A 24,220-nucleotide genomic window follows, 5' to 3' on the forward strand; every position below is an offset into this window, starting at 1 on the left:
ACCTAATTGCGAGACCAGCCATGAAAGCGTCCGAACGCCACCGCGCCATCCTCGATCTCGTGCGTATTGGCGATGCCAACGTCGAGCAATTGAGTGCGGCGCTCGGGGTCTCGGAGGCGACGGTGCGGCGCGACCTGACCATGCTCGCCAAGCAGCGGCACCTGGTGCGGACCTACGGTGGCGCGACCGCGGTGGTCGGCGTCCATGAGCCAGAAGCCTCGCTGGAAGAACGCAAGACCAGCCAGTGGGAGCAGAAGGACGCGATCGCCCAGGCCGCCGCGGCTCACGTCCAGGACGGCGATACCGTACTGCTCGACGGCGGCACCACCTGCGCCGCGCTGGCCCATCATTTGTGCTCGCGACAAGACGTGCATGTGGTGACCAACAACTTGCTGGCGGTGATGACCCTGGCCAATGCGCCCGGCATACGCCTGACCCTGATTGGCGGCGATCTGCGCGGCTCGAGCATGAGCACCCTGGGACCGCTGGCGGAGCTGACATTGAGTCGTCTGAGCGTCGACAAGGCCTTCCTCGGCGCGGACGGTGTGGTCGCGGAATTCGGTTTATGCGAAGCAAGTGCGCAGCAGGCGTACCTCAAGGAATGCATCATCAAGCGGGCAGCGCAAATCGTCGTCCTCGCCGACACCGACAAACTGGGCCGGGCCCGACAACAACACTGGACGCCGATCGAGCGCGAATGGCGGCTGATCACCTGCGCCACGGCAAATGACGCGGATCTCGCACCGTTTCGCGCACTCAAGCAAATCACCGTGGAAACCGTGACAGTCGATAACGCTTAAGCGGAGGCGGCACTTTCAGGCTACAAGCGAAAGCCCCGACTTGGTTCGGGGCTTTTGCTTGAGTGCTCCCGGGAAGGGCGTCAGCTCATAGATCGCGAAATGGGCGAAAGCCCATATTCTTATGTCGAAAAATAAAACTTCCCCATGCCCGGCCGAGCAGGCGCTTAGCGGTTTTTGTCCTAAGCTGTGTGCAGTGCCACCATTAAGCTATGACGTAAGTGTACTTGTGGAGTTCCAGACAGTGCTTTGAAAAGTTAAATACAAGGGAGTTTGTATGCAAAAAGAACATAGATTTCAGGCGCTGGATAGTTTCAGGGGGCTCTGTGCATTGGCTGTGGTGGTCTACCATCTGCGTGTGGTGGGGAGTTTTACCGAACTTGAATTCTTTCGGAACTCCGCCGCTTTAGTGGCGTTCTTTTTTGTCCTCAGTGGCTTTGTGCTGGCCCATGCTTATGGCGCGAAAATGACTGTCGATGTCAGAAGCTTCTTTATCTCCCGGACTTTCAGGCTGTTTCCCCTGCATATATTCATGCTGGGGGTTTTTATCCTGCTGGAAGTTGGCAGGTACATTGCCCATCAAAAGGGCATGGAATTTAATAATGTGCCCTTCACCGGGAAGTTCGCACCCTCTGAGATAATCCCTAACTTGTTCCTGGTGCAGTCATGGACCAGCCTGACGAATGCACTTTCTTTCAACTACCCGTCATGGAGTATCAGTATTGAATACTACACCTACATGATTTTCGCCGTGACCTTGGGCATCGCCCTGGTCGGCCGCAAGCTGTCGTGGGCGGTTATCTCCGTGCTGGCGTTCGTGCTTATTTATCAAGATAACGCTTTTTTCACCCAGGAATCACTGCGAGGCCTGTCGTGCTTTTTTGCCGGCTGCTTAACCTACGTAGCGTTTATCTCCCTCACTAAAGTCATCAAGCCCGGCTTTTGGTTACTGACGGTTCTGGAAGGCGTGTCATTGATCTGCGCTGCGACGTTGATGATGGCTGACATAGAGCAAAAAGCGACCGTGGTGAGCCTGATGTTCTGCCTGGTTATCGTGATCTTCGCCTTTGATGGCGGGGCCTTCTCCAGGTTGTTGAACGTAGGTTTCTTCAGGTTTCTCGGGAAGCTGTCCTACTCCATCTACCTGACCCATGCAGCCATTCTGTTTTGTGCGGTGTCGGTATTCATGGTGGCCAGCAAAGTATTGGGAATCGACTTCACCACAAACATTGACGGGGACAGGTACCTGGATATCGGGAACGTCTGGATAAACAATACCGTGGCAATGCTGATCGTGTCGTCGGTGGTTGTGCTGTCGATGTTCACCTACAAATACATCGAGATGAAAGGTCAGGCGTACGGAAGGACCTTGATCAACAAGAAGCCTGCAGAGGCCGAGAAGGTGGCGGTTTAGGCGGCTGTGTTGCCACGTGCTGACCGGTATTCCGTGAAGAACCTTATTTTTGCGGAGTGCCGGGCACCTTCATCAGATCATCGATGAGCCATCTCCTGTAAATAATGTAATAGCCAGACATAGCGATCCGTATTTCGCGTCATCACATTAGTCGAGTCGCGACATGGAGCAGGTTGTTTCCGCCATGGGGCGTTGACAGGAATCGGCCGAGAGTGGACTCACCGCTTCAACCATAAATTTGTACCCCTTCCTCGTGAACCTTGTGTTGAGGCCTGCAGTCTTAGCCCAGCCTTGAAGGTCACTTGCCAGCAAGCGAAGCGCTTTCTTCGGTCCCCTTTACCCTAGTGATTCCATCCAGAGCCGTTCGCCGAATGCGCCAATCCGTCCGCTCCTCCCGATTTTTCTCGTTCTGCCTTATTTCTTTGCTGCCCCTGTTCGCCAGTTCCGCTCATTCCCGCGGGGAAAGGCAACTGGTGGAGGCAATCAACGACTACCGCGACCAGCCCCAGCGCTGCGAAGGGCGTGCGGTCAAAGCTTTGGAGCCGCTGGCCCTGAAGTCGAGCCTGGCCTTGCCGATCGGTTATCGCGGCGGTTTATGGGAGAGGTTGAAGGCTTCCGGTTATCAAGCGGTGACGGTGCGAACCATCCGTCTGACGGGAGCAGAAGACGCCGAAGCGGTCTTTGTTATGCTCCGCAGCCGCTACTGCGGGGCTCTGCTCGATACCCGGTTCGCCGATATCGGCGTCAGTCGCGACGAGAGTGAATGGCGAGTGGTGCTGGCGCAGCCTTTGCTCAAAGGCAATGGGGGCGATTTGAGAGAGGCGGGCAAGACGCTGCTGGCACAGGTCAACGCGGCACGGGCAAAGCCGCGCCTGTGTGGTCGTCAGCGCTTCGCCGCCGCACGGCCGCTGACCTGGAATGCCGACTTGGGAGAAGCGGCGCAGCGACACAGTCGGTCGATGGCCAGCGACAACTACTTCGCGCACCGGGACCCCGACGGTGATTTGCCGGCGGACCGGGCGAGAGCCGCCGGCTACCGTGGCCGGCAGATCGGCGAGAACATCGCCGCCGGGCAAAACTCGCCGAGCAAGGCGATGGCTGGCTGGCTAGCCAGCCCGGGGCATTGCGCCAACCTGATGAGCCCACTGTTTACCCAGGTTGGCGCGGCCTATGCCGCGGACTCGCGGAGTGACTCGGGCGTGTATTGGACGATGCTGTTCGGCGCCCCCTGATAAAAATGAGCGCCGCTGTTTTTCCTGAACAAGGGTCGAACTGCCAAACCTGCGGGGGGCATAAAAAAGGCGCCCTGCAGGGCGCCTTCGATGATTCGTGAGGAGTAGTCGCAGCGATTCTTTAGCACCGGTCAACCGACCTTGGGTTCAGGATCCGATGAGCGGACTCATCGTCACTACTTCAGAGAGAGCCAGTTTCTCTGCTGCCGAAATTCTGGGGGAGCGTTACTGGAGCCCATATCCAGAGATGCGCAATTGCAGTCCTCAGTGATTATTTTCGACCTGGATGGGGAGAGTGTCAATCACCCAAATACTCCGCCCACACTCATTACACCACGTCACAAATGATGTTCTTTTCCCTGTCTTTATCCCTCCAGAACAACGTCCTACATTGACCTCCACTCGCCTACCCATCATGTCGAAGGGAAGGTCACTGGAGAGTCGTCATGCCTTTTGTCAGCGTACGCATTACCCGCGATGGCGTTACCTCAGAGCAGAAAGCTCAGGTGATCGCTGAAATCACTGAAACCCTGGAACGCGTCCTCGACAAACGCCCGGACCTGACCCACATCGTGATCGAAGAAGTCGACACCGATAACTGGGGCTATGCCGGGATGACCACCACCCAGTATCGAAAACAACTGACGGAGGGGCAGTCATGAGACCGTCCGTCACCATTGATTTCGTCTCCGATGTGGTGTGCCCGTGGTGCGCCCTGGGCGCGACGGCGCTGGAGCAAGCCATCGAGAACCTGGCCGATGAGGTCTCGGTCGAGCTGACCTTCAAGCCCTTCGAGCTGAACCCGGACATGCCGGCCGAGGGCGAGAACGCGGTCAAGCACTTGATGCGCAAATACGGCCGCAGCGCCGAGGAAGTCGCCGCCGGCAAAGCGCTGCAAATCGCTCGCGGTCAGGCCATCGGGTTCCGCTTCGATCTGGAAAAGCGCAGCCACTTCTACAACACCTTCGATGCTCACCGTCTGTTGTTCTGGGCGGCGCGGGAAGGGCGGCAGATCGCGCTCAAGCGAGCCTTGCTGCGCGCGTATTTCACCGACGGCCAGAACCCGAGCGATCACCAGACGCTGGTGCGTCTGGCCGCTGAAGTGGGGCTGGACAGGGCGCGTGCGAATGAGGTGTTGGCATCCGGCGCGTTCGCCAACGAGGTGCGTGTGCTTGAAGCGTTTTACCGCGAGCGCGGCATCAATTCGGTACCGGCCATGGTGCTCAACGGTCGTCACCTAGTGTCCGGTTCGCAATCGGTCGAGTACTACGAACAGATGCTGAGACAAATGGCGCAGACCCCCGCCGAAGCCTGATTGATCGCTTTTTCAAACCTTCATTTTTAGTAGAGGTTCATCATGAGCAATTCGAAAAAAGTCATTGTGATCACTGGCGCATCCCAAGGTCTCGGCGCCGGTATGGTCAAGGCCTTCCGTGATCTCGATTACCGGGTGGTTGCCACCTCGCGTTCGATCAAACCGTCCACCGATCCGGACATTCTCACCGTGGCTGGGGACATCGGCGACCCGGCGATCGCCCAGCGAGTTATCCGTGAAGCGATTACACGTTTTGGCCGTATCGACACCCTGGTCAACAACGCCGGGATCTTCGTCGCCAAGCCGTTCACCGCCTATACCCACGAAGACTATGCTGCTGTGTTGTCGGTGAACCTGAATGGTTTCTTCTACATCACCCAACTCGCAATCACCGAGATGGAAAAGCAGGGCAGTGGCCACGTCGTCAATATCACCACCAGCCTGGTGGACCACGCCATCGAAGGTGTGCCGTCGGTACTCGCCTCGTTGACCAAAGGTGGCCTCAATGCCGCCACCAGATCCCTGGCCATTGAGTACGCCAAGCGCGGCATCCGTGTGAACGCGGTTTCCCCCGGCATCATCAAAACCCCGATGCACGGCGAAGAAACCCATGAAGCGCTGGGGAGTTTGCACCCGGTCGGGCATATGGGGGAGGTCAGCGATATCGCTCAGGCCGTCGTGTATCTGGACTCCGCCAAATTCGTCACCGGTGAAATCCTGCACGTCGATGGTGGTCAGAGCGCCGGTCACTAAGCACTGTGCGCAGCGTCGTCGATAAACCAGGCCGATGTTGGCCGGTCTGGCTCAATGCCCCTCTCTCACGATAGGGGCATTTTTGTTTTCGGCTCGCTGGCGTTACACCTTCAGCGACTCAGAAGTCCCACTTGGTAGTGAGCATCAGGTTGCGAGGCTCGCCGTAGAAGGTGGTGTCGAAGTTGCCGAGGCCGGTCAGGTAGCGCTTGTCAAAGACGTTGTTGGCGTTGGCGGTGAAGCTCAGGTGCTCGTTGTACTGATAACGGGTCATCAGGTCCACGAGGGTGTAGCCGCCTTGTTTGATCTGGGTGTAGTCGCCGACGGTAGGGCTGTAGATCTTGCCGTAGAAGGCGCTCTGCCAGCTGACGCCGCCACCGACGGTGACATCGTCCAGGGCGCCGGGCAGGCGGTAAGTGGTGAACATGCGCACCACGTGTTCCGGCTTGCTGGTGGACAGCGGGTAGCCGAAGATCCGTTGTTCGTCGGCGTCGCGGGTGCGGGCGTAGGTGTAGCCGGCGGAGAGGTTCCAGCCTTCTTGCAGCTCGCCGGCCAGCTCCAGTTCCACACCCTTGGTGGTGGCGCCGTCGATGGCCTTGTAGATGCCTTCGTTGGTGATCGGGTTGGTGCCGATCGACTCGGCGACGTTGTCCTGCTCGATGCGGAACAAGGCCAGACTGGCGTTCAGTTTGCCGTCCAGGTACGCCGCTTTCAGGCCAGTCTCGTAGCTATCGCCTTCAACCGGCGCCAGGGTCGTGCCGGCGGAGTCCTTGTAGATCTGTGGTTGGTAGATCGAGGTGTAGCTGGCGTACACCGAGTAAACATCGTTCAGGTCATAGACCACGCCGGCGTACGGTGTGACGACGCCATGTTCCTTGTAGCTGGCGTGGGTATCGTCCAGGCCGGCACCGGCGTTGTAGGTGTAGTCTTCGTTGTATTTGAAGGTGCTCAGACGGCTGCCGAGGATGAACGACAGGTCGTCCGTCGGACGCAAGCGTGACGCCAGGTAAATACCGTTCTGGCTCTGGGTACGTTCGTACTTGCCGTTTTTCGGGAAGTCCTGTTCCGGCAGGTCGCCGTTCCAGTCGTAAATGCTGCCTGGCACCAGGCTGAACGCGCTGGTGTCGTAGGTCGAGCCAGTCTGGCGCGAGTGGGACGCCATGACGCCGGCCACCAGTTCATGCTCGCGACCGCCCAGGGTAAACGGACCGGAGACGTTCACGTCGGCGGTGTCCTGGACACGATGGCCTTCCCAGCGACCCCAAAACAGGAACATGCCTTCTCCGGTGGCCCGGTCCGGGTTGCCGCCGCTGGCGGAGGCCAGGCGGGTGTCGTGATCGGTGATTTTCTCGTCGAGGCTGACCTTGAGTTTCCAGTCATTGGCCAGCGCCTGTTCCAGCGAGGTGAAATAGGTGATGTCGTCGAAATCGCGACGGCTCCAGTCAGCGCCCGGGTTGAAGCTACGGGAGAAGTCGGTACGGCCGCCGTCAGAGAAGTAGGTCGGGTTACCGGTCCAGGAAGTACCGCGCGGCGTCACACTCGACTTGTCGATGCCAAAGGTCAGCAGGGTATCGGGCGTCAGGTCGGCTTCAAGGATCCCGTAAAACACGTCTTTCTTCTGGCTGTAATGGTCCAGGTACGAATTGCGGTCCTGGTAGGCACCGACGAAGCGACCGCGCACGGTGCCAGAATCGTTCAACGAGCCGGAGATGTCGCCTTCGGTGCGGTAGTTGTCCCAGGAACCGGCGGTGCCTTTGATCGACGCCTTGAATTCCTTGGTCGGCTTCTTGCGCACCAGGTTGACGGTCGCGGACGGGTCGCCCGAGCCGGTCATCAGGCCAGTCGCGCCTTTGATCACTTCGATACGGTCCAGGGTGGCCGCGTCGACGTTGGTGGCCGCTTCACCGTAAACACCGTCATAGATGCGGTTGACGCCATCGTACTGGTAGTTGGTGATCGCGAAGCCGCGGGCGGAAAACTCCATGCGGTCGCTGTCGTACGCCTGCTGGGAAATGCCAGGGGTATTGCGCAACACATCGCCGACGTCCTGTGCGCCGAGATCATCCATTTGCTGACGAGTCATCACGGTCACCGATTGCGGCGTTTCGCGAATCGACAACGGCAGTTTGGTCGCCGTTTGCGTGGTGCCAGTGGTATACGAGCCCGTACCTTCGGTGGTTTCGCCCAGTTGTTTGCCATTGATGTTGGTCGCGCCCAACTCCAGCGTCCCGGTGGGCTCTGGCAGTTTTTCCAGCATCACGCTACCGCTGCCGGTGGCGCGCCAGGTCAAGCCGCTGCCCTGGAGCATTTGGGCGAGGGCCGCTTCCGGTTCCTGGCGACCACTGACACCGTGACTCGATTTGCCCACCACCATGTTACCGTCATAGATCACTTGCAAACCGCTCTGCGCCGCCAGGCGATTGAGCGCGCTGCTCAACGGCTGGGCACTGATATCGAACTGCAAGGGTTCGGCCAATGCCAGCCCGGGAATCAACGCCAACAGGAGCGAGATTCGGCCCAGGGCCAAAGCCAGAGGTTTACGCTGAAAACCTTGGGGTAGCGGACGGTACATCGGTGTTCCTCTCTATAAATGCGAAGCATTATCGTTTTAGAGAAGAAAGACGTACGAGCCGCGCAGACCCGTAAAAATAAGTCAGCTGCGGGGTTTGAGGACGATCAAATAGTCGGTGTAGCGCTCGATTTTCAACGGGAACACCTGCTCCAGCGCGGCCAACCCGCCATCGAGGCGGTCGAGCCGGAAGCTGCCACTGACCTTGAGATCACGCAGTCGGTCGTCGCTGATCAGGATGAATCCCGGACGATAACGCTCGATCTCTTTGAGTACTTGCGCCAAGGGTGTCAGCTCGAACACCAGCCGCCCGTGCTGCCAGGCCAGTGCCTTGTCGGTATCGACCCGATGTTTCGCACCCAGGCCATTGGCCTGCCGGGCGACCGCCTCCCCCGCTTGCAGCACCACATTGTCTGACGCATCGTTGACCGCCACTTGGCCTCGGGCAACCGTGACCTGCGCTTGCGCACCGTCGCGGCGCACCGCGTAAACCGTCCCCAGCGCCGTGGCCCGCAGATCCCCCGCTTGCACACTGAACGGCCGCCCAGGGTCATGGGCCACGTCGAACAGCGCTTCGCCTTTGCGCAGCACGATCTGCCGACCGTTCGGTGTCAGCTGCACATCCAGCGCGGAATTCGAGTCGAGGATGATCTGTGAACCATCGGCCAACTGGACCTGTTTTTGCTCACCCTGAGCGGTGCGGTAATCCGCATCCCAAGCGTTCTGCCGCACCAGCAACAGGCTCAACCCCAGCACCAACACCGCCGCACTCGCCATCGCCCAGTGTCGGGTGAATGAGCGCTTCGCGACCGGAACGGACAAGTGCCCGCTCAGTTGCCACAAGTGTCGGGCTTCAATAAAGGCGTTTTGATGGGCCGGATCCTCCTCGCACCAGGCACGGGCCGCGGCAACATCGGCGGGCAGCACAGCGCCCGAGGTCAGGCGAATCACCCAGGCATGGGCAACGCGGTGAACATCGGGTTCAAGGGCATGGGTGGACGGGCGCTCGTGCATAACGGTTAACGTTGCAGACATTGGCGAAGAAAGTCGAGAGCGATGGCCAATTGTTTTTCAACGGTGCTGACCGAGATACCCAATTGCTCGGCGGTCTGCTTGTGGGGCATACCTTGCAGGCGGCACAGCAAAAATATCTGCTGACACTGCGCCGGTAGCCGTTGCAGCGCGTCGGCCAGAGACGCCAGCTCGCGGTGAGCGGCCACCACTTCGAACAGTTCAGGGCTTTCGCCGGTGACCTCATAAAGATAAGCCATGCCCTGATCATGCTGATCCCGCGTGCCACGGCTACGGGCGTGATCGATGGCCAGGTTGCGGGCAATCCGGAAAATAAACCCGCGCAAATTCAGCACCGGTTTTCGCGGCGGTTGGCGCAACAAGCGCAGGTAGGTTTCCTGGGCCAGGTCGGCGGCGGTCTCGGTATTTCTCAACTGCCGATACAAAAACGAGCGCAACTCTCCCGCATGGGCCTTGAAGGCCAATTCCAGCTCTTCGGTGGTCATGCTCGACATTCGGCACAGTCATGCGACGGGAAAGGTTGAGGACTTTAAAGATAACGCTTCGCATTTACAATGAGTGGGTGGCATTTATTTCTGGGGTTGATGCTTGGCAACCAGTTGCGCTTCTTTGGTTAGGCTTCTAGAATCCGTATACGCCATTGACGCATAGCAGGGATTGCATGATATTCATCGAGACGCCAATTTTTACTGCTGACTTACCAAGTCATCTGGGCGATCACGAGTACGGAGAAATGCAGCAGTACCTTGCCGAGCACCCAGAAGCAGGAGCGTTGATTGAAGGGACAGGCGGGTTGAGAAAAATCCGTTGGGCAGCGCATGGCAAGGGAAAGAGTGGCGGCGTACGAGTTATCTACTACCACGTGATCTCTGCTTATCAGATACGTTTGCTGCTGATCTACCGCAAAGGTATTCAAGACACCCTCTCGGATAAAGAAAAAGCAGTTCTTTGTGCCATCAATAAAGGATGGAAATAATGGAAAAAAATCTCTTCGATCGTCTTGTAGACAGCATGACGCAGATGGATGAGATCGATCGTGGTGAGCGCCAACCATCGCGTGAGTTCCATATCGATGCTGTTCAAGTAAAGAAAATCCGCCTGGCCACCGGCCTTTCTCAGGCGGCATTTGCCAAAAGAATTGATGTCGCAGTAGGGACGTTGCGCAACTGGGAACAAGGGCGCCGCGATCCAGAAGGCCCTGCCCGCGCCCTGTTACGAGCGATACACAACGACCCGGAACATGTGCTGGCCGCGCTCAGTCATTAAGTGCTCGGTCATTTGCAGACTGTGGACTTAGCCATTGGCTAAAGGCTGGATAAAAATGCCCGTATCGCAAGATATGGGCATTTTTTGTGCGCTACTGCTATGGAGCGGCCTAGCCGCGGAGTGTCATTCGTCCTGAGGATCACGACACCAAATAGCCCGCCATTACTAGCTGTCTTTCGTTGGCGCGGATGCGCGCGGAACGCTGAGCACTTACACCACATCATCGATCACCGCGAGCGACGAGGAAATTTCCGAAGCCAGCTTTATGGGCGCGCTGACCATGATGGGCAGCACCTTTATTAACGCCCAGCAGATCGACTACGAGCAGTTCCGGCAGGAAACGCTGAGTATCGTCCGGTATGTCAAAGATCACTCGCAATCCAAAGCCGCTTAAGCCGTTGCGCGAACCAGCCCTTCGCCAGCTGACGAAGGATAAGTTGATTGCAACCACCAGCGATGGTCCGAGGACCACCGCTCGGTGGCAAGCGGCGGTGCTGCGCGCCATCGCCGAACTCATGCAATACAGCGATACCGCCCGCGAAGAAAACCAGGACCTGCGCATCCCCTTCGCCAAAGCACTCCATGACCTCTATGCGGGACAGAAGTCCGACGCCGAGTTGACGGAAATGGTGTTGCTGATGCTGGAAGTGGAAACCGCCCCCTTTCTCGGCGAAGGGCCCCAGGCGGGAGCGGCATCTGAACCCCCGCGTTCGCAAGGGTGATGACTTTTCCAGAGTTTCCCTAGGGTTTTTTTGGAGAGTCGAGTGCCACTTGTGCGGGCTCGATCTTGCCGATTTCTGACCACGACTTCACATCGAACCTGAACTCGGCGACGGCGCACGTTGGCATTTCGGTGATCTCGCTGGAGAGCCGCTGTGCGAGTTCGACCAACGCGGGGTTATGGCCAAAGATCATCACTGACTTCAGCCGGTCGCCCAGCGTGCGGATGACCTCAAGCAAGTCATTCGCCTCGACGGCATACAGCCGATCCTCCACGACTATGTCCTTGCGCCGGTAATCGAGTTTCCTGGCGATGATCTTCGCCGTCTCGAGCGCACGCACGGCCGGGCTCGACAGGATCAGATCGGGCTTCAGATCGCGCTTGGCCAAGCGCTTACCGATCTTGGGCGCGTCGCGTCTGCCGCGATCGTTCAATGGGCGGTCTTTGTCGGGCTGCGCAGCGTCATCCCAACTCGACTTGGCATGGCGAATGAGAAATAACATTTTCATACCGCCTCCGGTATCCGGGGAAAATCCGACCAAAGGGGGTCGTAGTGATTATCTAAATTAAATCACCACACCGCCTTATCGAGATATTTTCATGACACCTGTCGATTTACTATCGCGTCGTTCGACCATTAGGTGCCACTACCAACTCAAAATGGAGTAATGGGATGAATTCGACAGCAGATGCAGATAGAGCCGAGATAGAAGCGCTCTTCCAACGATTGGGAAGAGCACATGCTGACCGCGACGCAGACGCCATCGTCGAGGCCTATGCGCCGGACGCTGTGATTTACGACCTGGCGCCGCCACTAGGGCGCCGCGGAATGAAACGCGACAGCGTCGCGGCATGGCTTGCAGGCTGGGACGGGCCAATCCAGATCGATGCGCGCGACGTCGATCTCACCGTCGACGGCGACGTGGCGTTTGCATCAGCGCTAAACCGAATGCGCGGGCGACAGAGCGGTGAAGACCAGGATCTTTGGTACCGCACTACGATGTGTCTTCGGAAGACGAACGGGCGATGGCGCATCGTCCACGATCACTCGTCCGTGCCCTTCCACATGGATGGGAGCTATCGCGCTGCTGTTGATCTTAAACCGTAGTGGGTCGCGTGGTGTGAAAGTGCATCACCAATGACGGCCCTTGGGATCCAGAGAAGGTGTTCTGCGCCCAACACGAGGGGAAAAAAGGGGACACCCATTAGCCGACCCTACGTCAAGATCCAAAGCCTACCCGCCCTGCTTGTTAATGTGTTTCCCGGGGCTGTAGCAGTTGGATTTCTGGATGCCAGAAACAACAAAGGCCCGCATTTCTGCGAGCCTTCGTTTTGTATGGTGCCGGCACCAGGAGTCGAACCCGGGACCTACTGATTACAAGTCAGTTGCTCTACCAACTGAGCTATACCGGCGTGTTAGGGCGACGATTATATCGATTGGTTTGGATCTGTAAACCCCTGAAAACAGACTATTTTTGCGTGGGGCGTGCTGACCCTTTGCGCTTGGGTGTTTGTGGGTTCTCCGCACCCTCGAATGGTCGACTTTAAAAGCCTCTGGAACGCCCCTTGGTTCACAGGCCAAGGGGTAATCCACAAGGGATCGTATGAACCTAAGCCTCCCAGCCCGCCCCACTTACCGCGGCCTGCACCAGTGGGTGCAAGTCTGCCCCCTGATGCGCCGTCTGCCAGGCCAGCAACTCCTTGCGCATGCCGGGCGTCCAGTACATCTGCAGGTGATTGCGCACGCCGAGCACGGCCTGTTGCTGGTCCGGTTCGCCGGCGAAGTACTGGGCGATCTGGTTGGCCATTTTGATCAGGTTGGCGGTGCTCATCGGCGTACCTCTGCTTTAGCGCCACGCGCCTTACGGCGTTCGTCGAGCAGGCGGTGTTGTTCGTCGCTGAATTCCTGGTAGCGTTTTTGCCACTCGGAAGGGTGGTAGACGCGGCTGACTTCCACGGCGGTGACCTTGTACTCCGGACAGTTGGTGGCCCAGTCGGAGTTGTCGGTGGTGATGACGTTGGCTCCCGATTCAGGGAAGTGGAAGGTGGTGTACACCACGCCTGGGGCTACCCGTTCGGTGACTCGCGCACGCAGTACGGTCTGCCCGGCGCGGCTGCCGATGCCGACCCAGTCACCTTCGTTGATGCCACGGCTCTCGGCGTCGGTCGGGTGGATTTCCAGGCGGTCTTCGTCGTGCCAGGCGACGTTGTCGGTACGCCGGGTCTGGGCGCCGACGTTGTACTGGCTGAGGATGCGCCCGGTGGTCAGCAGCAGGGGATAGCGATTGTTGACCTTTTCCTCGGTGGGCACGTAGCCGGTAAGCATGAAGCGCCCCTTGCCGCGCACGAATTCCTCGACGTGCATGGTCGGCGTGCCGTCCGGTGCCGCGGCGTTGCATGGCCATTGCAGGCTGCCGTGGCGCTCCAGTGAGGTGTAGCTGACGTTGCTGAAGGTCGGCGTCAGGCTGGCGATTTCATCCATGATTTCTGACGGGTGCTGGTAGTTCATGGGGTAACCCAGGGCGTTGGCCAGGGCCACTGTGCCTTCCCAGTCGGCCTTGCCGCCCAGAGGCTCCATGACCTTGCGCACCCGGGAGATGCGCCGCTCGGCGTTGGTGAAGGTGCCGTCTTTTTCCAGGAACGAGCTGCCCGGCAGGAACACGTGGGCGAACTTGGCGGTTTCGTTGAGGAAAATATCCTGCACCACCACGCATTCCATGGCCGACAGCGCCGCGGTGACGTGCTGGGTATTGGGGTCGCTCTGGGCGATGTCTTCACCCTGGCAATACAGGCCCTTGAAGCTGCCGCCCAGGGCTGCCTCGAACATGTTGGGGATGCGCAAGCCCGGGTCGGGTTGCAGGGTGACGTTCCACGCCTGTTCGAACTGTGCCCGTACCACCTCGTTGGAGATGTGCCGGTAGCCGGGCAACTCGTGGGGGAAGGAGCCCATGTCGCAGGAGCCCTGAACGTTGTTCTGCCCACGCAGCGGGTTCACGCCGACGCCTTCGCGGCCGATGTTGCCGGTGACCATGGCCAGGTTGGCGATGCCCATGACCGCGGTACTGCCCTGGCTGTGTTCGGTGACGCCCAGGCCGTAGTAGATCGCCGCATTGCCGCCGGTGGCATACAGACGGGCGGCGGCACGGATGTCGGCAGCGGCTACGCCGCAGATGGCGCCAAGGACTTCCGGCGAGTTTTCCGCACGGCTGACGAATTCGCGCCAGTGGGCGAAATCGCTGCCCTCGCAACGGGCGTCGATAAAGGTCTGGTTGAGCAGACCTTCGGTGACGATGACGTGGGCCAGGGCGTTGAGCATGGCGACGTTGGTGCCCGGGCGCAGGGCCAGGTGCAACTCGGCGCGGGCATGCACCGAGTCCACCAGATCAATGCGTCGTGGGTCGATGACGATCAGCCGCGCGCCTTCACGCAGGCGGCGTTTGAGCTGGGAGGCGAACACCGGGTGGGCGTCGCTGGGGTTGGCGCCCATTACCAGGATCACGTCGGCCTGCATCACCGAGTCGAAACTCTGGGTGCCGGCGGACTCGCCCAGGGTTTGTTTCAGGCCATAGCCGGTCGGCGAGTGGCAGACCCGCGCACAGGTGTCGACGTTGTTGTTGCCGAAGGCGGCGCGCACCAGTTTTTGCACCAGGTAGGTTTCTTCGTTGGTGCAGCGGCTGGAGGTGATGCCGCCAATGGAGTCGCGGCCGTATTTTTGCTGCAGCCGGCGGAATTCGCTGGCGGCGTAGGTCACCGCTTCATCCCAGCTGACTTCCTGCCAAGGGTCGTTGATGGACTGGCGGATCATCGGCTTGGTGATGCGATCCGGGTGAGTGGCGTAGCCCCAGGCAAAGCGCCCTTTGACGCAGGAGTGGCCGTGGTTGGCCTGGCCGTTCTTGTCTGGAACCATGCGCACCAGCTGTTCGCCTTTCATCTCGGCGCGGAACGAGCAGCCCACGCCGCAATAGGCACAGGTGGTGATCACGCTGCGTTCGGGCTGACCCAGTTCGACCACGCTTTTTTCCATCAGGGTCGCGGTGGGACAGGCTTGCACACAGGCGCCGCAGGACACGCATTCCGACTCGAGGAAGTTCTCGCCACCGGCGGCTGCGACCCGGGATTCGAAACCGCGCCCGGTAATGGTCAGGGCAAAGGTGCCCTGGGTTTCTTCGCAGGCGCGCACGCAGCGGTTGCAGACGATGCACTTGCTCGGGTCGTAGTCGAAGTAGGGGTTGGAGGTGTCCTTCAGGTCGGCCAGATGGTTGTCGCCTTCATAGCCGTAACGCACTTCCCGCAGGCCGACCTGGCCGGCAACGGTTTGCAGCTCGCAGTTGCCGTTGGCCGAGCAGGTCAGGCAGTCCAGCGGGTGATCGGAGATGTACAGCTCCATGACGTTGCGGCGCAGGGTCGCAAGCTTCGGCGTCTGGGTGTGCACGCTCATGCCTTCGCTGACCGGCGTGGTGCAGGACGCCGGGTAGCCGCGCATGCCGTCGATCTCCACCAGGCACATGCGGCAGGAGCCGAAGGCTTCCAGGCTGTCGGTGGCGCACAGTTTGGGAATGGTGGTGCCCAGCAGCGCGGCGGCGCGCATCACCGAGGTACCTTCGGGCACGCTGATGCTGCGACCGTCGATGTTCAGGGTGACCTGCACCTGGCTGTCGCGGGCCGGGGTTCCAAGGTCGATATCTGTGGCAGGGTCGAAGAGGGTGATCATTGGTCGGCCTCCGAGGGCTGCAGACCGAAGTCGGCGGGGAAGTGCTTGAGGGCGCTGGCCACGGGATAGGAGGTCATGCCGCCCAAGGCGCACAGCGAACCGTACTGCAGGGTGTCGCACAGGTCCTTGAGGATGATCGCCTGTTCATCACGTCCGCTCTGGTCAGGCGCGGCCAGCAGGCGGTCGATCACCTCCACGCCCCGGGTCGAGCCGATGCGGCATGGGGTGCATTTGCCACAGGACTCCTCGGCGCAGAACTGCATCGCGAAGCGCGCCATGCGGGCCATGTCCAGGCTGTCGTCAGCCACCACCACACCACCGTGACCGAGCATGGCGCCGATGGTGGCGAAGGCTTCGTAATCCAGCGGAGTGTCGAATTGCCCTGGTGGCACCCAGGCGCCGAGGGGGCCGCCAACCTGGGCGGCCTTCAGCGGCCGGCCACTGGCGGTACCACCGCCGTAGTCTTCCACCAGTTCCCGCAGGGTCAGGCCAAAGGCCCGTTCCACCAGGCCTCCATGACGAATATTGCCCGCCAGCTGGAAGGGCATGGTGCCCAGGGAGCGGCCCATGCCGTAATCGCGATAGAACTGCGCGCCCTTGGCCAGAATCAGCGGCACCGAGGCCAGGGTCAGTACGTTATGCACCAGGGTCGGCAGGCCGAACAGGCCCTGCAAGGCGGGGATGGGTGGCTTGGCGCGAACGATCCCGCGCTTGCCTTCGAGAGAGTCCAGCAGCGCGGTTTCCTCACCGCAGATGTAAGCGCCGGCACCGACTCGCACTTCCATATCGAAGGTCTGGCCGCTGCCGCCGACATTGGCGCCGAGGTAACCGGCGGCCCGAGCGATTTTCAGCGCCTCGCGCAGTGTGGCCACGGCCTGTGGATATTCCGAGCGCACATAAATGTAGCCGTAGCTGGCCCCGACGGTGAGACCGGCAATGGCCATGCCTTCGATCAGCAGGAAGGGGTCGCCTTCCATCAGCATGCGGTCGGCGAAGGTGCCAGAGTCGCCTTCATCGGCGTTGCACACAATGTATTTCTGCGCAGCCTGGGTGCCGCGCACCGTGCGCCATTTGATCCCTGCCGGGAAGGCCGCGCCGCCACGGCCACGCAGGCCCGAATCGAACACTGCGGTCGCGGTCTGCTCGCCGCCCAAAGCGATGGCCTGGGTCAAGCCCTCGAAGCCACCGTGGGCCCGGTAATCCTCCAGGGACAGCGGCCGGGTAATGCCGGCGCGGGCGAACAGCAGGCGTTGTTGCGTCTTCAGATAAGGCAACTCCTCCACTAACCCCAAGGCCAGCGGATGAGCGGACGGCTCACCTTGCAGCGCATCGAGCAGGGACGGCACATCGGCAGCGGTCAGCGGGCCGAAGCCGATACGGCCTTGCGGGCTGTCCATTTCCAGCAGCGGTTCGAGCCAGTACAGGCCGCGGGAGCTGGTGCGTTGCAGGTCCAGCACCAGATTGCGTTCCCGGGCCTGAGTGGCAAGGGCCGCGGCCACTTCATCGGCGCCCACGGCACGGGCCAGGGAATCAGCGGGCAGATAGAGGCTCGGCATCATGCGTCCTCCCGGCAAGCGTCGAGCAGGGCATCCAGGCGCTCGGCGCTGAGCCGCGCATGCAGCTGGCCATCCAGCTCCAGGGCTGGCGAGCAGGCGCAGGCGCCGAGGCAATACACCGGGCGCAGACTGATGTTGCCATCGGCGCTGCTGCCGTGGTCGTCCAGTTGCAGGCGTTCGCGCAACTGCGCTGCGAGCTGCTCGGCGCCGCGGCTCTGGCAGGACTCGGCCCGGCACAGACGCAGGATGTGCCGCGCTGGGGGCGCGGTGCGGAAGTCATGGTAGAAGCTGATCACCCCGCGAATCTCGGCCTGACTCTGGTTGAGGGCGTGGGCAATCTCGGGGATGGCGGCATCGGGGATGTAACCGATGCCCTCCTGAATCTCATGAAGGATCGGCAACAGTGCGCCAGGGGAGCCCTTGTGGCGCTCCAGCAGGCTGTTGACCATCGGCAGGTGCAACATCTCATCAGGCATACAGCAATCCTCACGGTCACGGACAAACCAGGCGGTTGCCGATTGTCCGAAAAGTGTCGGCTGCGGCACTCACGCCACGTCACGGTATCGTGGCATTTTCAGGCCGTTGGCCAGGCACCCTGAGCGGGCATCTTGTTGGGCCCGGTGCGGTCTTTGCCGCACCTCTTCAGGGCATAACAGGCAGCTTGCCACGCTGCCTTTGATTCATCTGCACCAAAGCGACGTGTTCGATTCTTTCTACGACTACCTATTGAGTCTAGAAGAGCGCAGCCCTGGGTGTTGGGGGGGAAGATCAAAAGATCGCAGCCTTCGGCAGCTCCTACGGGGGTATGTGCAGCCGTGAGGTTTCTGGATGGCGGAAACAACAAAGGCCTGCATTGCTGCGAGCCTTCGTTTTGTATGGCAGGCTGAAAACGTCTAGCCGCGAACCAGCAGGGTTTTTAGTTTTTGCACGGCGCGCCATGAGCGGCTCAGCTTGAGCGCGCGGAGTTCTGCTTCGGCGCGGTCGGCGCGTTGGCGTTCCTGTTTGAGGGCGTTTTCGAGGTCGGCCACCGGGTAGCTGAATTTGTGGCCGTAGCAGAACTGGAATTCATCGAGGTTGCACGGCGGGGTGTTGAAGGCGCCCAACAGGTTCAGGTGTTCTTCGGCCAGGTAGAAGGTGTTCAGGCCGTCGAACTGGACAACTTGATAACCGGCTTCGATGACGATTTTTTCCCAGGCCTGGTCTCTGCTCCATGGGGTCTCGATCAGCATGATCCAGGGCCGCCATTGCTTGAAGTCCATGCCGCGCAGCACGGATTCTTCGTGGCCTTCGACATCGATTTTCATGAAGTGAATGGGCCGGCCCTGGACGTGCTCCGCGCAGATGGCGGACAAGGTGCGTGAGGTGACGGTTTGAGTCTGCACGTCCATGCCGGAGTCTCTGTGAAGCCTGGCGACCTCGGCTTCGACGGTCGACAGGCCGGTGCCGGCGATGCCGTAAAGCGTGCGGGTTTCTTCGGTCTCGCCCGCCACGCATTGCAGGTTGATGTCCTTGGGGCGTTGCTGGGCCAGGGCGGCGTAGTATTCCTCGACCGGTTCTATGTTGATGCCGGTCCAGCCGCGGTCATAGAAGGCTTTGGTGACTGAGTCGTGTGAGGGGTGGTTGGCCCCGACGTCGATGTAGAAGCCGTTTTCAAAGTACTTGAGTGCGCGCCACAACCTGATGTCTTCGAAGTTCTGTGCGTAAGAAATGAACGTCACTGTCGCTTCCCGATGGTCAGAAATGAAGCCCGATGCCTGAGTTTAGCCAGCTTCAATCAGAAAATGTGTGGCGAAGCGGCCAAAGACGGGTGCCTGGCAGCAATTTGGCAAGCACGGTGAAAGCGCCTGATCCGCTGATTCAATCAGGGATCAGGCTGTCAGCTGTACTCCGCTCTCTACACGCCGTTTTTGACCGCGTTGATCAAGTCCTGGCTAAGCACTTGATTCGGCGCCACTTGAACGCTTTGGGTATAGAAGGGTGGCAGGTTCTGGGCCAGAGTCGCCAGTGCCTGAGGCGTGGTATTGCCCGGCAGCAGCACGTATTGCAGGTTCGACGGGTAACTCTGGGGCACCGGGCCTTCCATGGTCGAGCCGTAGGCGCCGAAGGTCATCACGGCTTGCGGGGTGGTCGGGTCCGGGGCGTAGAGGAACACGAAGGTGCCGTATTTCGGGTGCGTCAGGTATTGCTCGGCCTGGGCGCGAACGACCGGGTCCGGGTCGTTCATCAAGGTCCAGCGCATGACGGCGTAATTGCGGGTGGTTTCCATGAACGCGGTACGGATCGGCGACTGGTTCTCTACTCCGCCAAGGCACACCAGCAGGTTGCCGAAGGGGTCGAGCAAGGCCACGGAGTTGAAGGCATCGGCTTTTTTCGCGGTCTGCAGCAACGGCTGGGCCAGTTCTGCACCGGGGTCGCGCGGGTTGGCCGAGGTGACGGTCAAGGCGTAGGGGCTGAGCTTGGTCAGCGCTTTGCGCACCGGGCTGTTGAGCGGGAGTGTCGCCGGGTTCTGCAGCTGCGAAGGGTCCAGGCCGCTGTTGTTGCTGGCTTCGCGCACCGTATTGACGCTGGCGTCGAAGATCGACGCGGTGAGGTAGTAGGCCGATGAGTCGATGCCCTGGCCGCCGAATACCGGGCTCGTCGAGCCCTGATAGGAGCGTTTGACCGGGGCGCCGATGGCGTAATAAGCCCAGGTGCTTTGCGCCTGCTGGCGAATCTGCGGCGGCAGCGACGGGAAGGTGAACTGGCTGTTGTAGTTGATCCCGGCGTAGGTATCGATCGCGCTGACGGCGACGTTGAAACCGGCGGTGAGCAGCGAGCCGGCGCACATGGCGCAAGGGTCGAGAGTGGTCACGATCGTCAGTTGGCCAGGCGGCGGGAGATTCAGTGCCGCTACATGCTCGTAATACCAGTCGACCAGTTGCCGCTCGCCGTGGGCGGTCGGGTCGTGAGGCAGGAAGTAGGTGGTGTTGCCCAGGAAGGGCATCAGTACGTTGTTGTGCATCGCGACTATGACTTCGCCGGTCGCGTTGTTGATGATGGCGCCGCCGACGGCGAAGGTTTTCTGAATGGCGGCGAGAATGGCCTGGTCGGCGACGGTATCTACAGCTTCCTGTGCACTGTTCACTGTGCTCATGGTGTTCCAGCTCCTTGCTGTCTTTTCGCCAGACCATTCTGGCGTTTGAAAACAATAGCTCAGCTTTATCCGGGCCGTTGGTGCGAATGCTTATGCACAACTGACCCGTCGCAATCAAGATTTATAAGTGATTTTTTGGATCCGTTTTCAGCTTCGCGCAACTGGCTGTTTTTTGGGTTTTTTATCGAGTGATACAAAACTGAACGGTTGTTGTGTCAGCGCTGAAACAGCGCCGGGATTGGAGACTCGCAAGTTTCATCAACAGAGTTATCCACAGGCTGGAGGATAAAAGGACGTGGCTATTTGCGTTCGGCCAGGAGCATCAGGTTGCGCGGGGTGAGTGGGGTTTCGCAGAACAATCCGAGGCGTACGGCATACTTTTGCTCTTGCAGAAACAAGGCGCGATCGAGCACCAGCCAGAGTTCCAGTGGCCGCCGAAACAGGCCCCGCACCAGCTCCAGATTGCGCACTTGCGCCAATCGCTGCCAGCCGGCCGCTTCGAGTGACGACCAATCCTGTTCGTTTGTGGATAACTCTTTGAGGGTGGCGAGGTCGCGGCAATAATCGGCGAACGGCTTGTCCAGCCAGGCGCTGGGTAATGAAGGCGTCGGTAGATACTCGTCGCAGCCGCGCAGTTGCCGTTGCAGCAGATCGAAGGCCAGGCGCCGGGCCATCGAGGTATCACGCTGGCGCCGTACGCGAGCGCCAGCGGTGACGGTTTCGCTGAGGGGCAGTGCCAGGTCATCCAGTGATAACCGCAGGCCCGATGCTTTTGCCGCGATGGACAGTGTCTGGTACTCATCGCTGCGGATGCGGTTGTAGCAGCAGGGGGCGATAGCCATTTGCTTGCAGCCCGCGGCGCTGGCCAGTTGCATCAGGCGTACGTGCAGGTCGCCGCAGGCGTGCAGGGCAACCGGGGTTTGCCCGCTGCTCAGGCGCGAGACGGCGTCGTCTGCCAGAACGTCCTGTTGTACATGGGTTGCGGGCAGTCGATGGCGTTGGCTGAGCTGCTGGCCGGAGGCGATCAGGGCAGGATCGTATTCCAGGCAAGTCAGTTGTTGCCCGCTTTGCAGCAGGCGCCGGCCCAGATGCCCCTTGCCCGCGCACCAGTCGAGCCAGTGGGTGGGCGTTTGCGCAAACTGCAGGCATCCGGCGAAGGCCTCGATCTGCTGCCATTTGCGCCCGGGTACATCGACGTTCAAGCGCCGGGTGGCAGGATCGAGCGGATGGCTGGGCAGATCCCCGACAGCGCTGAGCGCGACCGAGGTGGCCGCCAGCGCTGTAAAGGGTGCCGGGGCATCCAGGTATTGTGGCTGGTTGTGGCTGGCTTCGGCCTCGTCCAGTGAACGTTGCCGCAGCCAGTTGGCCAGTTCGGGATGCTGCGCTTCCCAAGGCAGTTGCCGGTGGGTAAAGGGCCGCGGTCGCCACAACGCCTGATGCTCGATGAGGAACGCATCCAGGGCCTTGAAGCGGGCGATCAGTTGCTCGCCCTTCAATACCTGTGGCAGATCAGCGTCCCTGGCAGGCATCGACGCGCAACCAGCGCTCCAGCAGCTTGAAGCCGCGTACCAGGAGGTAGGCCATCAGCAGGTAGAACATGCCCGCGGCGAAGAAGATCTCCACCGGCAGATAGGTCCGGGCAATGATGGTCCGGGCCATGCCGGTCAGTTCCAGCAGGGTCACGGTACTGGCCAGGGCGCTGGCCTTGAGCATCAGGATCACTTCGTTGCTGTAGGCCGGCAAACCGATCCGCGCCGCACGCGGCAGGATGATGTAGAACAACGCCTTGGGCCGGGACATGCCCAGGGCACGCGCCGCTTCGATCTCGCCGGGTGGAATGGCCTGGATCGCGCCGCGCAGGATCTCGGCGATGTAGGCCGCCGTGTGCAAGGTCATGGTGGCAGTGGCGCACCAGAACGGATCACGCAGGTAAGGCCAGAAGACACTCTCACGTATTGCGTCGAACTGCGCCAGACCGTAGTAGACCAAAAACAACTGCACCAGCAGCGGTGTGCCACGGAAGAAGAAGATGTAGGCGTAAGGCAGGGACCGTACATACCAGCGCCGCGACGAGCGGGCGATGCCCAATGGAATGGCCAGCAGCAAGCCGAGGATGACGGCGATGGCGACCAGTTCCAGGGTCAGGGTTGCGCCCTGCGCCAGTTTCGGCAGCCATTTGATGATCACTTCCCAGTTCATTGCGTGCTCCTCGCGAAGCCGCGAGCGGCGCGTCGTTCCAGAAAGTGCATGCCGGTCATGGCGAGAACTGTCAGGCCCAGGTACATGAAGGCGGCAACCATATAGAAGGTGAACGCCTGTTTGGAGAAGTTCACCGCGATTTGCGAGTGACGCATGATCTCTTCCAGCCCGATCACCGAGACCAGCGCGGTGTCCTTCATCAGGATCATGAACAGGTTGCCCAGCCCCGGCAGGGCGATGCGCCACATTTGCGGCATGATCAGCTTGGTGAAGATCCGGAATTTCGACAGGCCCAAGGCCACGCCGGCTTCACGGTGACCTTTCGGAATTGCCAGAATCGCCCCGCGGAAGACTTCCGTGGCATAGGCGCCGAAGCACAGGCCCAAGGCAATCACACCGGCAGCGAAGGCGTTGAGTTCCAGATCGGGATTGCCGAAGAACTCGCCCAAGGCACGCATCAGGTTGACCGTGCCGAAGTAAATCAACAATACCCAAAGCAGTTCCGGGATGCCGCGAACCAGCGTCGAGTAAGTACCGCCAAGCCACTGCAGCGGCTTGTACGGGGAAGTCTTGGCCAAGGCGCCGAGCAGACCGAGCACCAGCCCCAGGCACAGTGCCGAGAGAGCCAGTTTGACGGTCATCAGCGCGCCAGCGGCGAGCGCCGGGCCGAATCCGTAGAGATCGATATTCATGGCATTCTTTTTTTAAATCGCGGCAGGCTTTACCAAGGACCATCACCGCGGGTTGCGGTGACGGTCAGGCAAGTCAGGATCAATAGATGCTGAACGGGAAGTACTTGTCGTTGATCTTCTTGTAGGTGCCGTCAGCCACGATTTCTTTCAGTGCGGTGTTCAGCTTCTCGCGGATCGGATCGCCTTTGCGCACGGCAATACCGATTTTGTCGCTTTCTTCAACCGGGTCGCCCTTGAATTCATAAGGCTTGCCCGCGTCGCTTTTAAGCCACTCGTAGTTGACATACTTGTCCGCCAGGATCGCGTCGACACGGCCGGAAGTCAGGTCCAGGTAAGCGTTTTCCTGGGTGTCGTAGAGTTTGATCTCGACCGCGTCACCCAGATTGTCTTCCAGCCAGGTACCGGCCAGCGTCGCGCGTTGGGCGCCGATGACTTTGCCTTTGAGGGATTCTTTGTCGGTCTTGAAATCGGTTTTGGCTTTAGGCGCGATGAACTGCAGCTTGTTCGAGTAGTACGGTTCGCTGAAATCGACGGCTTGTTTGCGCTCGTCAGTGATCGACATCGAAGAGATCAGGAAGTCGAACTTCTTCGCGTTCAGGGCCGGGATGATGCCGTCCCAGTCGGAGGTGACGATGGTGCACTCGGCTTTCATCTTGGCGCACAGGGCGTTGCCGATATCGACGTCGAAACCGACGACCTGGCCGCTGGCATCTTTATTGTTGAACGGCGGGTAGGCCGCTTCGATGCCCATTTTCAGGGTTTCGGCAGCAGCGGTGGCGCTGAACGCCATGGTAACGGCAGCGGCCAAGAGGAATTTTTTATAGCTCTGCATT

The 24,220-nt window shown here is 60.1% G+C and carries 25 protein-coding genes and 1 tRNA gene; 11 read left to right on the forward strand and 15 right to left on the reverse strand.

Going from position 1 to position 24,220, the window contains the following annotated elements; translation table 11 throughout:
* Window positions 1–20 precede the first annotated feature (20 nt).
* The 6 genes from AC3IUA_RS01260 to AC3IUA_RS01285 all read left to right on the forward strand — a co-directional run bounded on the left by AC3IUA_RS01260 (window position 21) and on the right by AC3IUA_RS01285 (window position 5,511).
* Window positions 21–800: a DeoR/GlpR family DNA-binding transcription regulator gene (locus AC3IUA_RS01260; protein WP_489358726.1), complete on the forward strand. Its 780-nt coding sequence runs from the start codon at window positions 21–23 to the stop codon at window positions 798–800.
* Window positions 801–1,074: 274 nt separating this feature from the next.
* The gene (locus tag AC3IUA_RS01265; protein ID WP_489358727.1) at window positions 1,075–2,211 is read left to right on the forward strand and encodes an acyltransferase family protein; all 1,137 of its coding nucleotides are present in this window, start codon (window positions 1,075–1,077) and stop codon (window positions 2,209–2,211) included.
* 371 nt (window positions 2,212–2,582) lie between these two features.
* The gene (locus AC3IUA_RS01270) at window positions 2,583–3,443 is read left to right on the forward strand and encodes a CAP domain-containing protein (RefSeq protein WP_489358728.1); all 861 of its coding nucleotides are present in this window, start codon (window positions 2,583–2,585) and stop codon (window positions 3,441–3,443) included.
* Between the two features lie 446 nt (window positions 3,444–3,889).
* Window positions 3,890–4,105, forward strand: coding sequence for a tautomerase family protein (locus AC3IUA_RS01275; RefSeq protein ID WP_489358729.1), 216 nt, complete (start codon window positions 3,890–3,892; stop codon window positions 4,103–4,105).
* Complete coding sequence (locus AC3IUA_RS01280) at window positions 4,102–4,758, forward strand: DsbA family oxidoreductase (RefSeq protein WP_489358730.1); 657 nt, start codon at window positions 4,102–4,104, stop codon at window positions 4,756–4,758. Before AC3IUA_RS01275 ends, AC3IUA_RS01280 begins: the two co-directional genes overlap by 4 nt.
* 42 nt (window positions 4,759–4,800) lie before the next feature.
* Window positions 4,801–5,511 (forward strand): SDR family NAD(P)-dependent oxidoreductase, encoded by a 711-nt coding sequence (locus AC3IUA_RS01285; RefSeq protein ID WP_489358731.1) that lies wholly within the window; start codon window positions 4,801–4,803, stop codon window positions 5,509–5,511.
* Window positions 5,512–5,629: 118 nt separating this feature from the next.
* Here the strand turns inward: AC3IUA_RS01285 and AC3IUA_RS01290 are convergent, their stop codons facing one another.
* The 3 genes from AC3IUA_RS01290 to AC3IUA_RS01300 form a co-directional block, all read right to left on the reverse strand.
* Window positions 5,630–8,080: a TonB-dependent siderophore receptor gene (locus AC3IUA_RS01290; protein WP_489358732.1), complete on the reverse strand. Its 2,451-nt coding sequence runs from the start codon at window positions 8,078–8,080 to the stop codon at window positions 5,630–5,632.
* Between the two features lie 81 nt (window positions 8,081–8,161).
* A complete protein-coding gene (locus AC3IUA_RS01295; RefSeq protein ID WP_489358733.1) occupies window positions 8,162–9,091 on the reverse strand; it encodes a FecR family protein in 930 nt (309 codons plus the stop codon).
* 5 nt (window positions 9,092–9,096) lie between these two features.
* A complete protein-coding gene (locus AC3IUA_RS01300) occupies window positions 9,097–9,603 on the reverse strand; it encodes an RNA polymerase sigma factor (RefSeq protein WP_489358734.1) in 507 nt (168 codons plus the stop codon).
* A gap of 167 nt (window positions 9,604–9,770) precedes the next feature.
* On the opposite strand from AC3IUA_RS01300, the gene AC3IUA_RS01305 reads away from it, so the two are divergent.
* The 4 genes from AC3IUA_RS01305 (at window position 9,771) to AC3IUA_RS01320 (ending at window position 11,097) form a co-directional block, all read left to right on the forward strand.
* Window positions 9,771–10,085: a hypothetical protein gene (locus AC3IUA_RS01305; protein WP_489358735.1), complete on the forward strand. Its 315-nt coding sequence runs from the start codon at window positions 9,771–9,773 to the stop codon at window positions 10,083–10,085.
* A complete protein-coding gene (locus AC3IUA_RS01310) occupies window positions 10,085–10,375 on the forward strand; it encodes a helix-turn-helix domain-containing protein (protein WP_489358736.1) in 291 nt (96 codons plus the stop codon). Before AC3IUA_RS01305 ends, AC3IUA_RS01310 begins: the two co-directional genes overlap by 1 nt.
* 265 nt (window positions 10,376–10,640) lie before the next feature.
* Complete coding sequence (locus tag AC3IUA_RS01315) at window positions 10,641–10,769, forward strand: hypothetical protein (RefSeq protein ID WP_489358737.1); 129 nt, start codon at window positions 10,641–10,643, stop codon at window positions 10,767–10,769.
* Between the two features lie 43 nt (window positions 10,770–10,812).
* Complete coding sequence (locus tag AC3IUA_RS01320; RefSeq protein WP_489358738.1) at window positions 10,813–11,097, forward strand: hypothetical protein; 285 nt, start codon at window positions 10,813–10,815, stop codon at window positions 11,095–11,097.
* 19 nt (window positions 11,098–11,116) lie between these two features.
* On the opposite strand, the gene AC3IUA_RS01325 is transcribed toward AC3IUA_RS01320, so the two are convergent.
* Window positions 11,117–11,605 carry a SixA phosphatase family protein gene (locus AC3IUA_RS01325; RefSeq protein ID WP_489358739.1) on the reverse strand — a complete coding sequence of 163 codons (489 nt, stop codon included), beginning with the start codon at window positions 11,603–11,605 and terminating at the stop codon, window positions 11,117–11,119.
* Between the two features lie 164 nt (window positions 11,606–11,769).
* Here AC3IUA_RS01325 and AC3IUA_RS01330 point away from each other — a divergent pair, with 164 nt between their 5' ends.
* Window positions 11,770–12,204 (forward strand): YybH family protein, encoded by a 435-nt coding sequence (locus tag AC3IUA_RS01330; protein ID WP_489358740.1) that lies wholly within the window; start codon window positions 11,770–11,772, stop codon window positions 12,202–12,204.
* A gap of 229 nt (window positions 12,205–12,433) precedes the next feature.
* Here the strand turns inward: AC3IUA_RS01330 and AC3IUA_RS01335 are convergent.
* From AC3IUA_RS01335 to AC3IUA_RS01385, 11 genes are all read right to left on the reverse strand, one after another.
* A tRNA-Thr gene (locus AC3IUA_RS01335) sits at window positions 12,434–12,509 on the reverse strand.
* Window positions 12,510–12,706: 197 nt separating this feature from the next.
* Window positions 12,707–12,928 carry a formate dehydrogenase subunit delta gene (locus AC3IUA_RS01340; RefSeq protein ID WP_489358741.1) on the reverse strand — a complete coding sequence of 74 codons (222 nt, stop codon included), beginning with the start codon at window positions 12,926–12,928 and terminating at the stop codon, window positions 12,707–12,709.
* Window positions 12,925–15,807, reverse strand: a complete 2,883-nt coding sequence (gene fdhF / locus AC3IUA_RS01345) for a formate dehydrogenase subunit alpha (protein ID WP_489358742.1) — start codon at window positions 15,805–15,807, stop codon at window positions 12,925–12,927. Before fdhF ends, AC3IUA_RS01340 begins: the two co-directional genes overlap by 4 nt.
* A complete protein-coding gene (locus AC3IUA_RS01350; protein WP_489358743.1) occupies window positions 15,804–17,366 on the reverse strand; it encodes a formate dehydrogenase beta subunit in 1,563 nt (520 codons plus the stop codon). Before AC3IUA_RS01350 ends, fdhF begins: the two co-directional genes overlap by 4 nt.
* Entirely contained in the window at window positions 17,363–17,839 is a 477-nt protein-coding gene (locus AC3IUA_RS01355; RefSeq protein WP_489358744.1) for a formate dehydrogenase subunit gamma, read from the reverse strand. Before AC3IUA_RS01355 ends, AC3IUA_RS01350 begins: the two co-directional genes overlap by 4 nt.
* 417 nt (window positions 17,840–18,256) lie before the next feature.
* Window positions 18,257–19,081, reverse strand: coding sequence for an FkbM family methyltransferase (locus AC3IUA_RS01360; RefSeq protein ID WP_489358745.1), 825 nt, complete (start codon window positions 19,079–19,081; stop codon window positions 18,257–18,259).
* Window positions 19,082–19,257: 176 nt separating this feature from the next.
* On the reverse strand, window positions 19,258–20,496 hold the full coding sequence (locus tag AC3IUA_RS01365) for a nucleoside deaminase (protein ID WP_489358746.1): 1,239 nt from the start codon (window positions 20,494–20,496) through the stop codon (window positions 19,258–19,260).
* 299 nt (window positions 20,497–20,795) lie between these two features.
* Window positions 20,796–22,025, reverse strand: a complete 1,230-nt coding sequence (locus AC3IUA_RS01370; RefSeq protein WP_489358747.1) for a methyltransferase — start codon at window positions 22,023–22,025, stop codon at window positions 20,796–20,798.
* Window positions 22,006–22,695 carry an ABC transporter permease gene (locus AC3IUA_RS01375; protein ID WP_489358748.1) on the reverse strand — a complete coding sequence of 230 codons (690 nt, stop codon included), beginning with the start codon at window positions 22,693–22,695 and terminating at the stop codon, window positions 22,006–22,008. Before AC3IUA_RS01375 ends, AC3IUA_RS01370 begins: the two co-directional genes overlap by 20 nt.
* Window positions 22,692–23,387, reverse strand: coding sequence for an ABC transporter permease (locus AC3IUA_RS01380; protein ID WP_489358749.1), 696 nt, complete (start codon window positions 23,385–23,387; stop codon window positions 22,692–22,694). Before AC3IUA_RS01380 ends, AC3IUA_RS01375 begins: the two co-directional genes overlap by 4 nt.
* A 79-nt stretch (window positions 23,388–23,466) precedes the next feature.
* Window positions 23,467–24,219 (reverse strand): ABC transporter substrate-binding protein, encoded by a 753-nt coding sequence (locus tag AC3IUA_RS01385; RefSeq protein WP_489358750.1) that lies wholly within the window; start codon window positions 24,217–24,219, stop codon window positions 23,467–23,469.
* Window position 24,220 lies beyond the last annotated feature (1 nt).

This window comes from Pseudomonas sp. KH_050 (assembly GCF_057838875.1).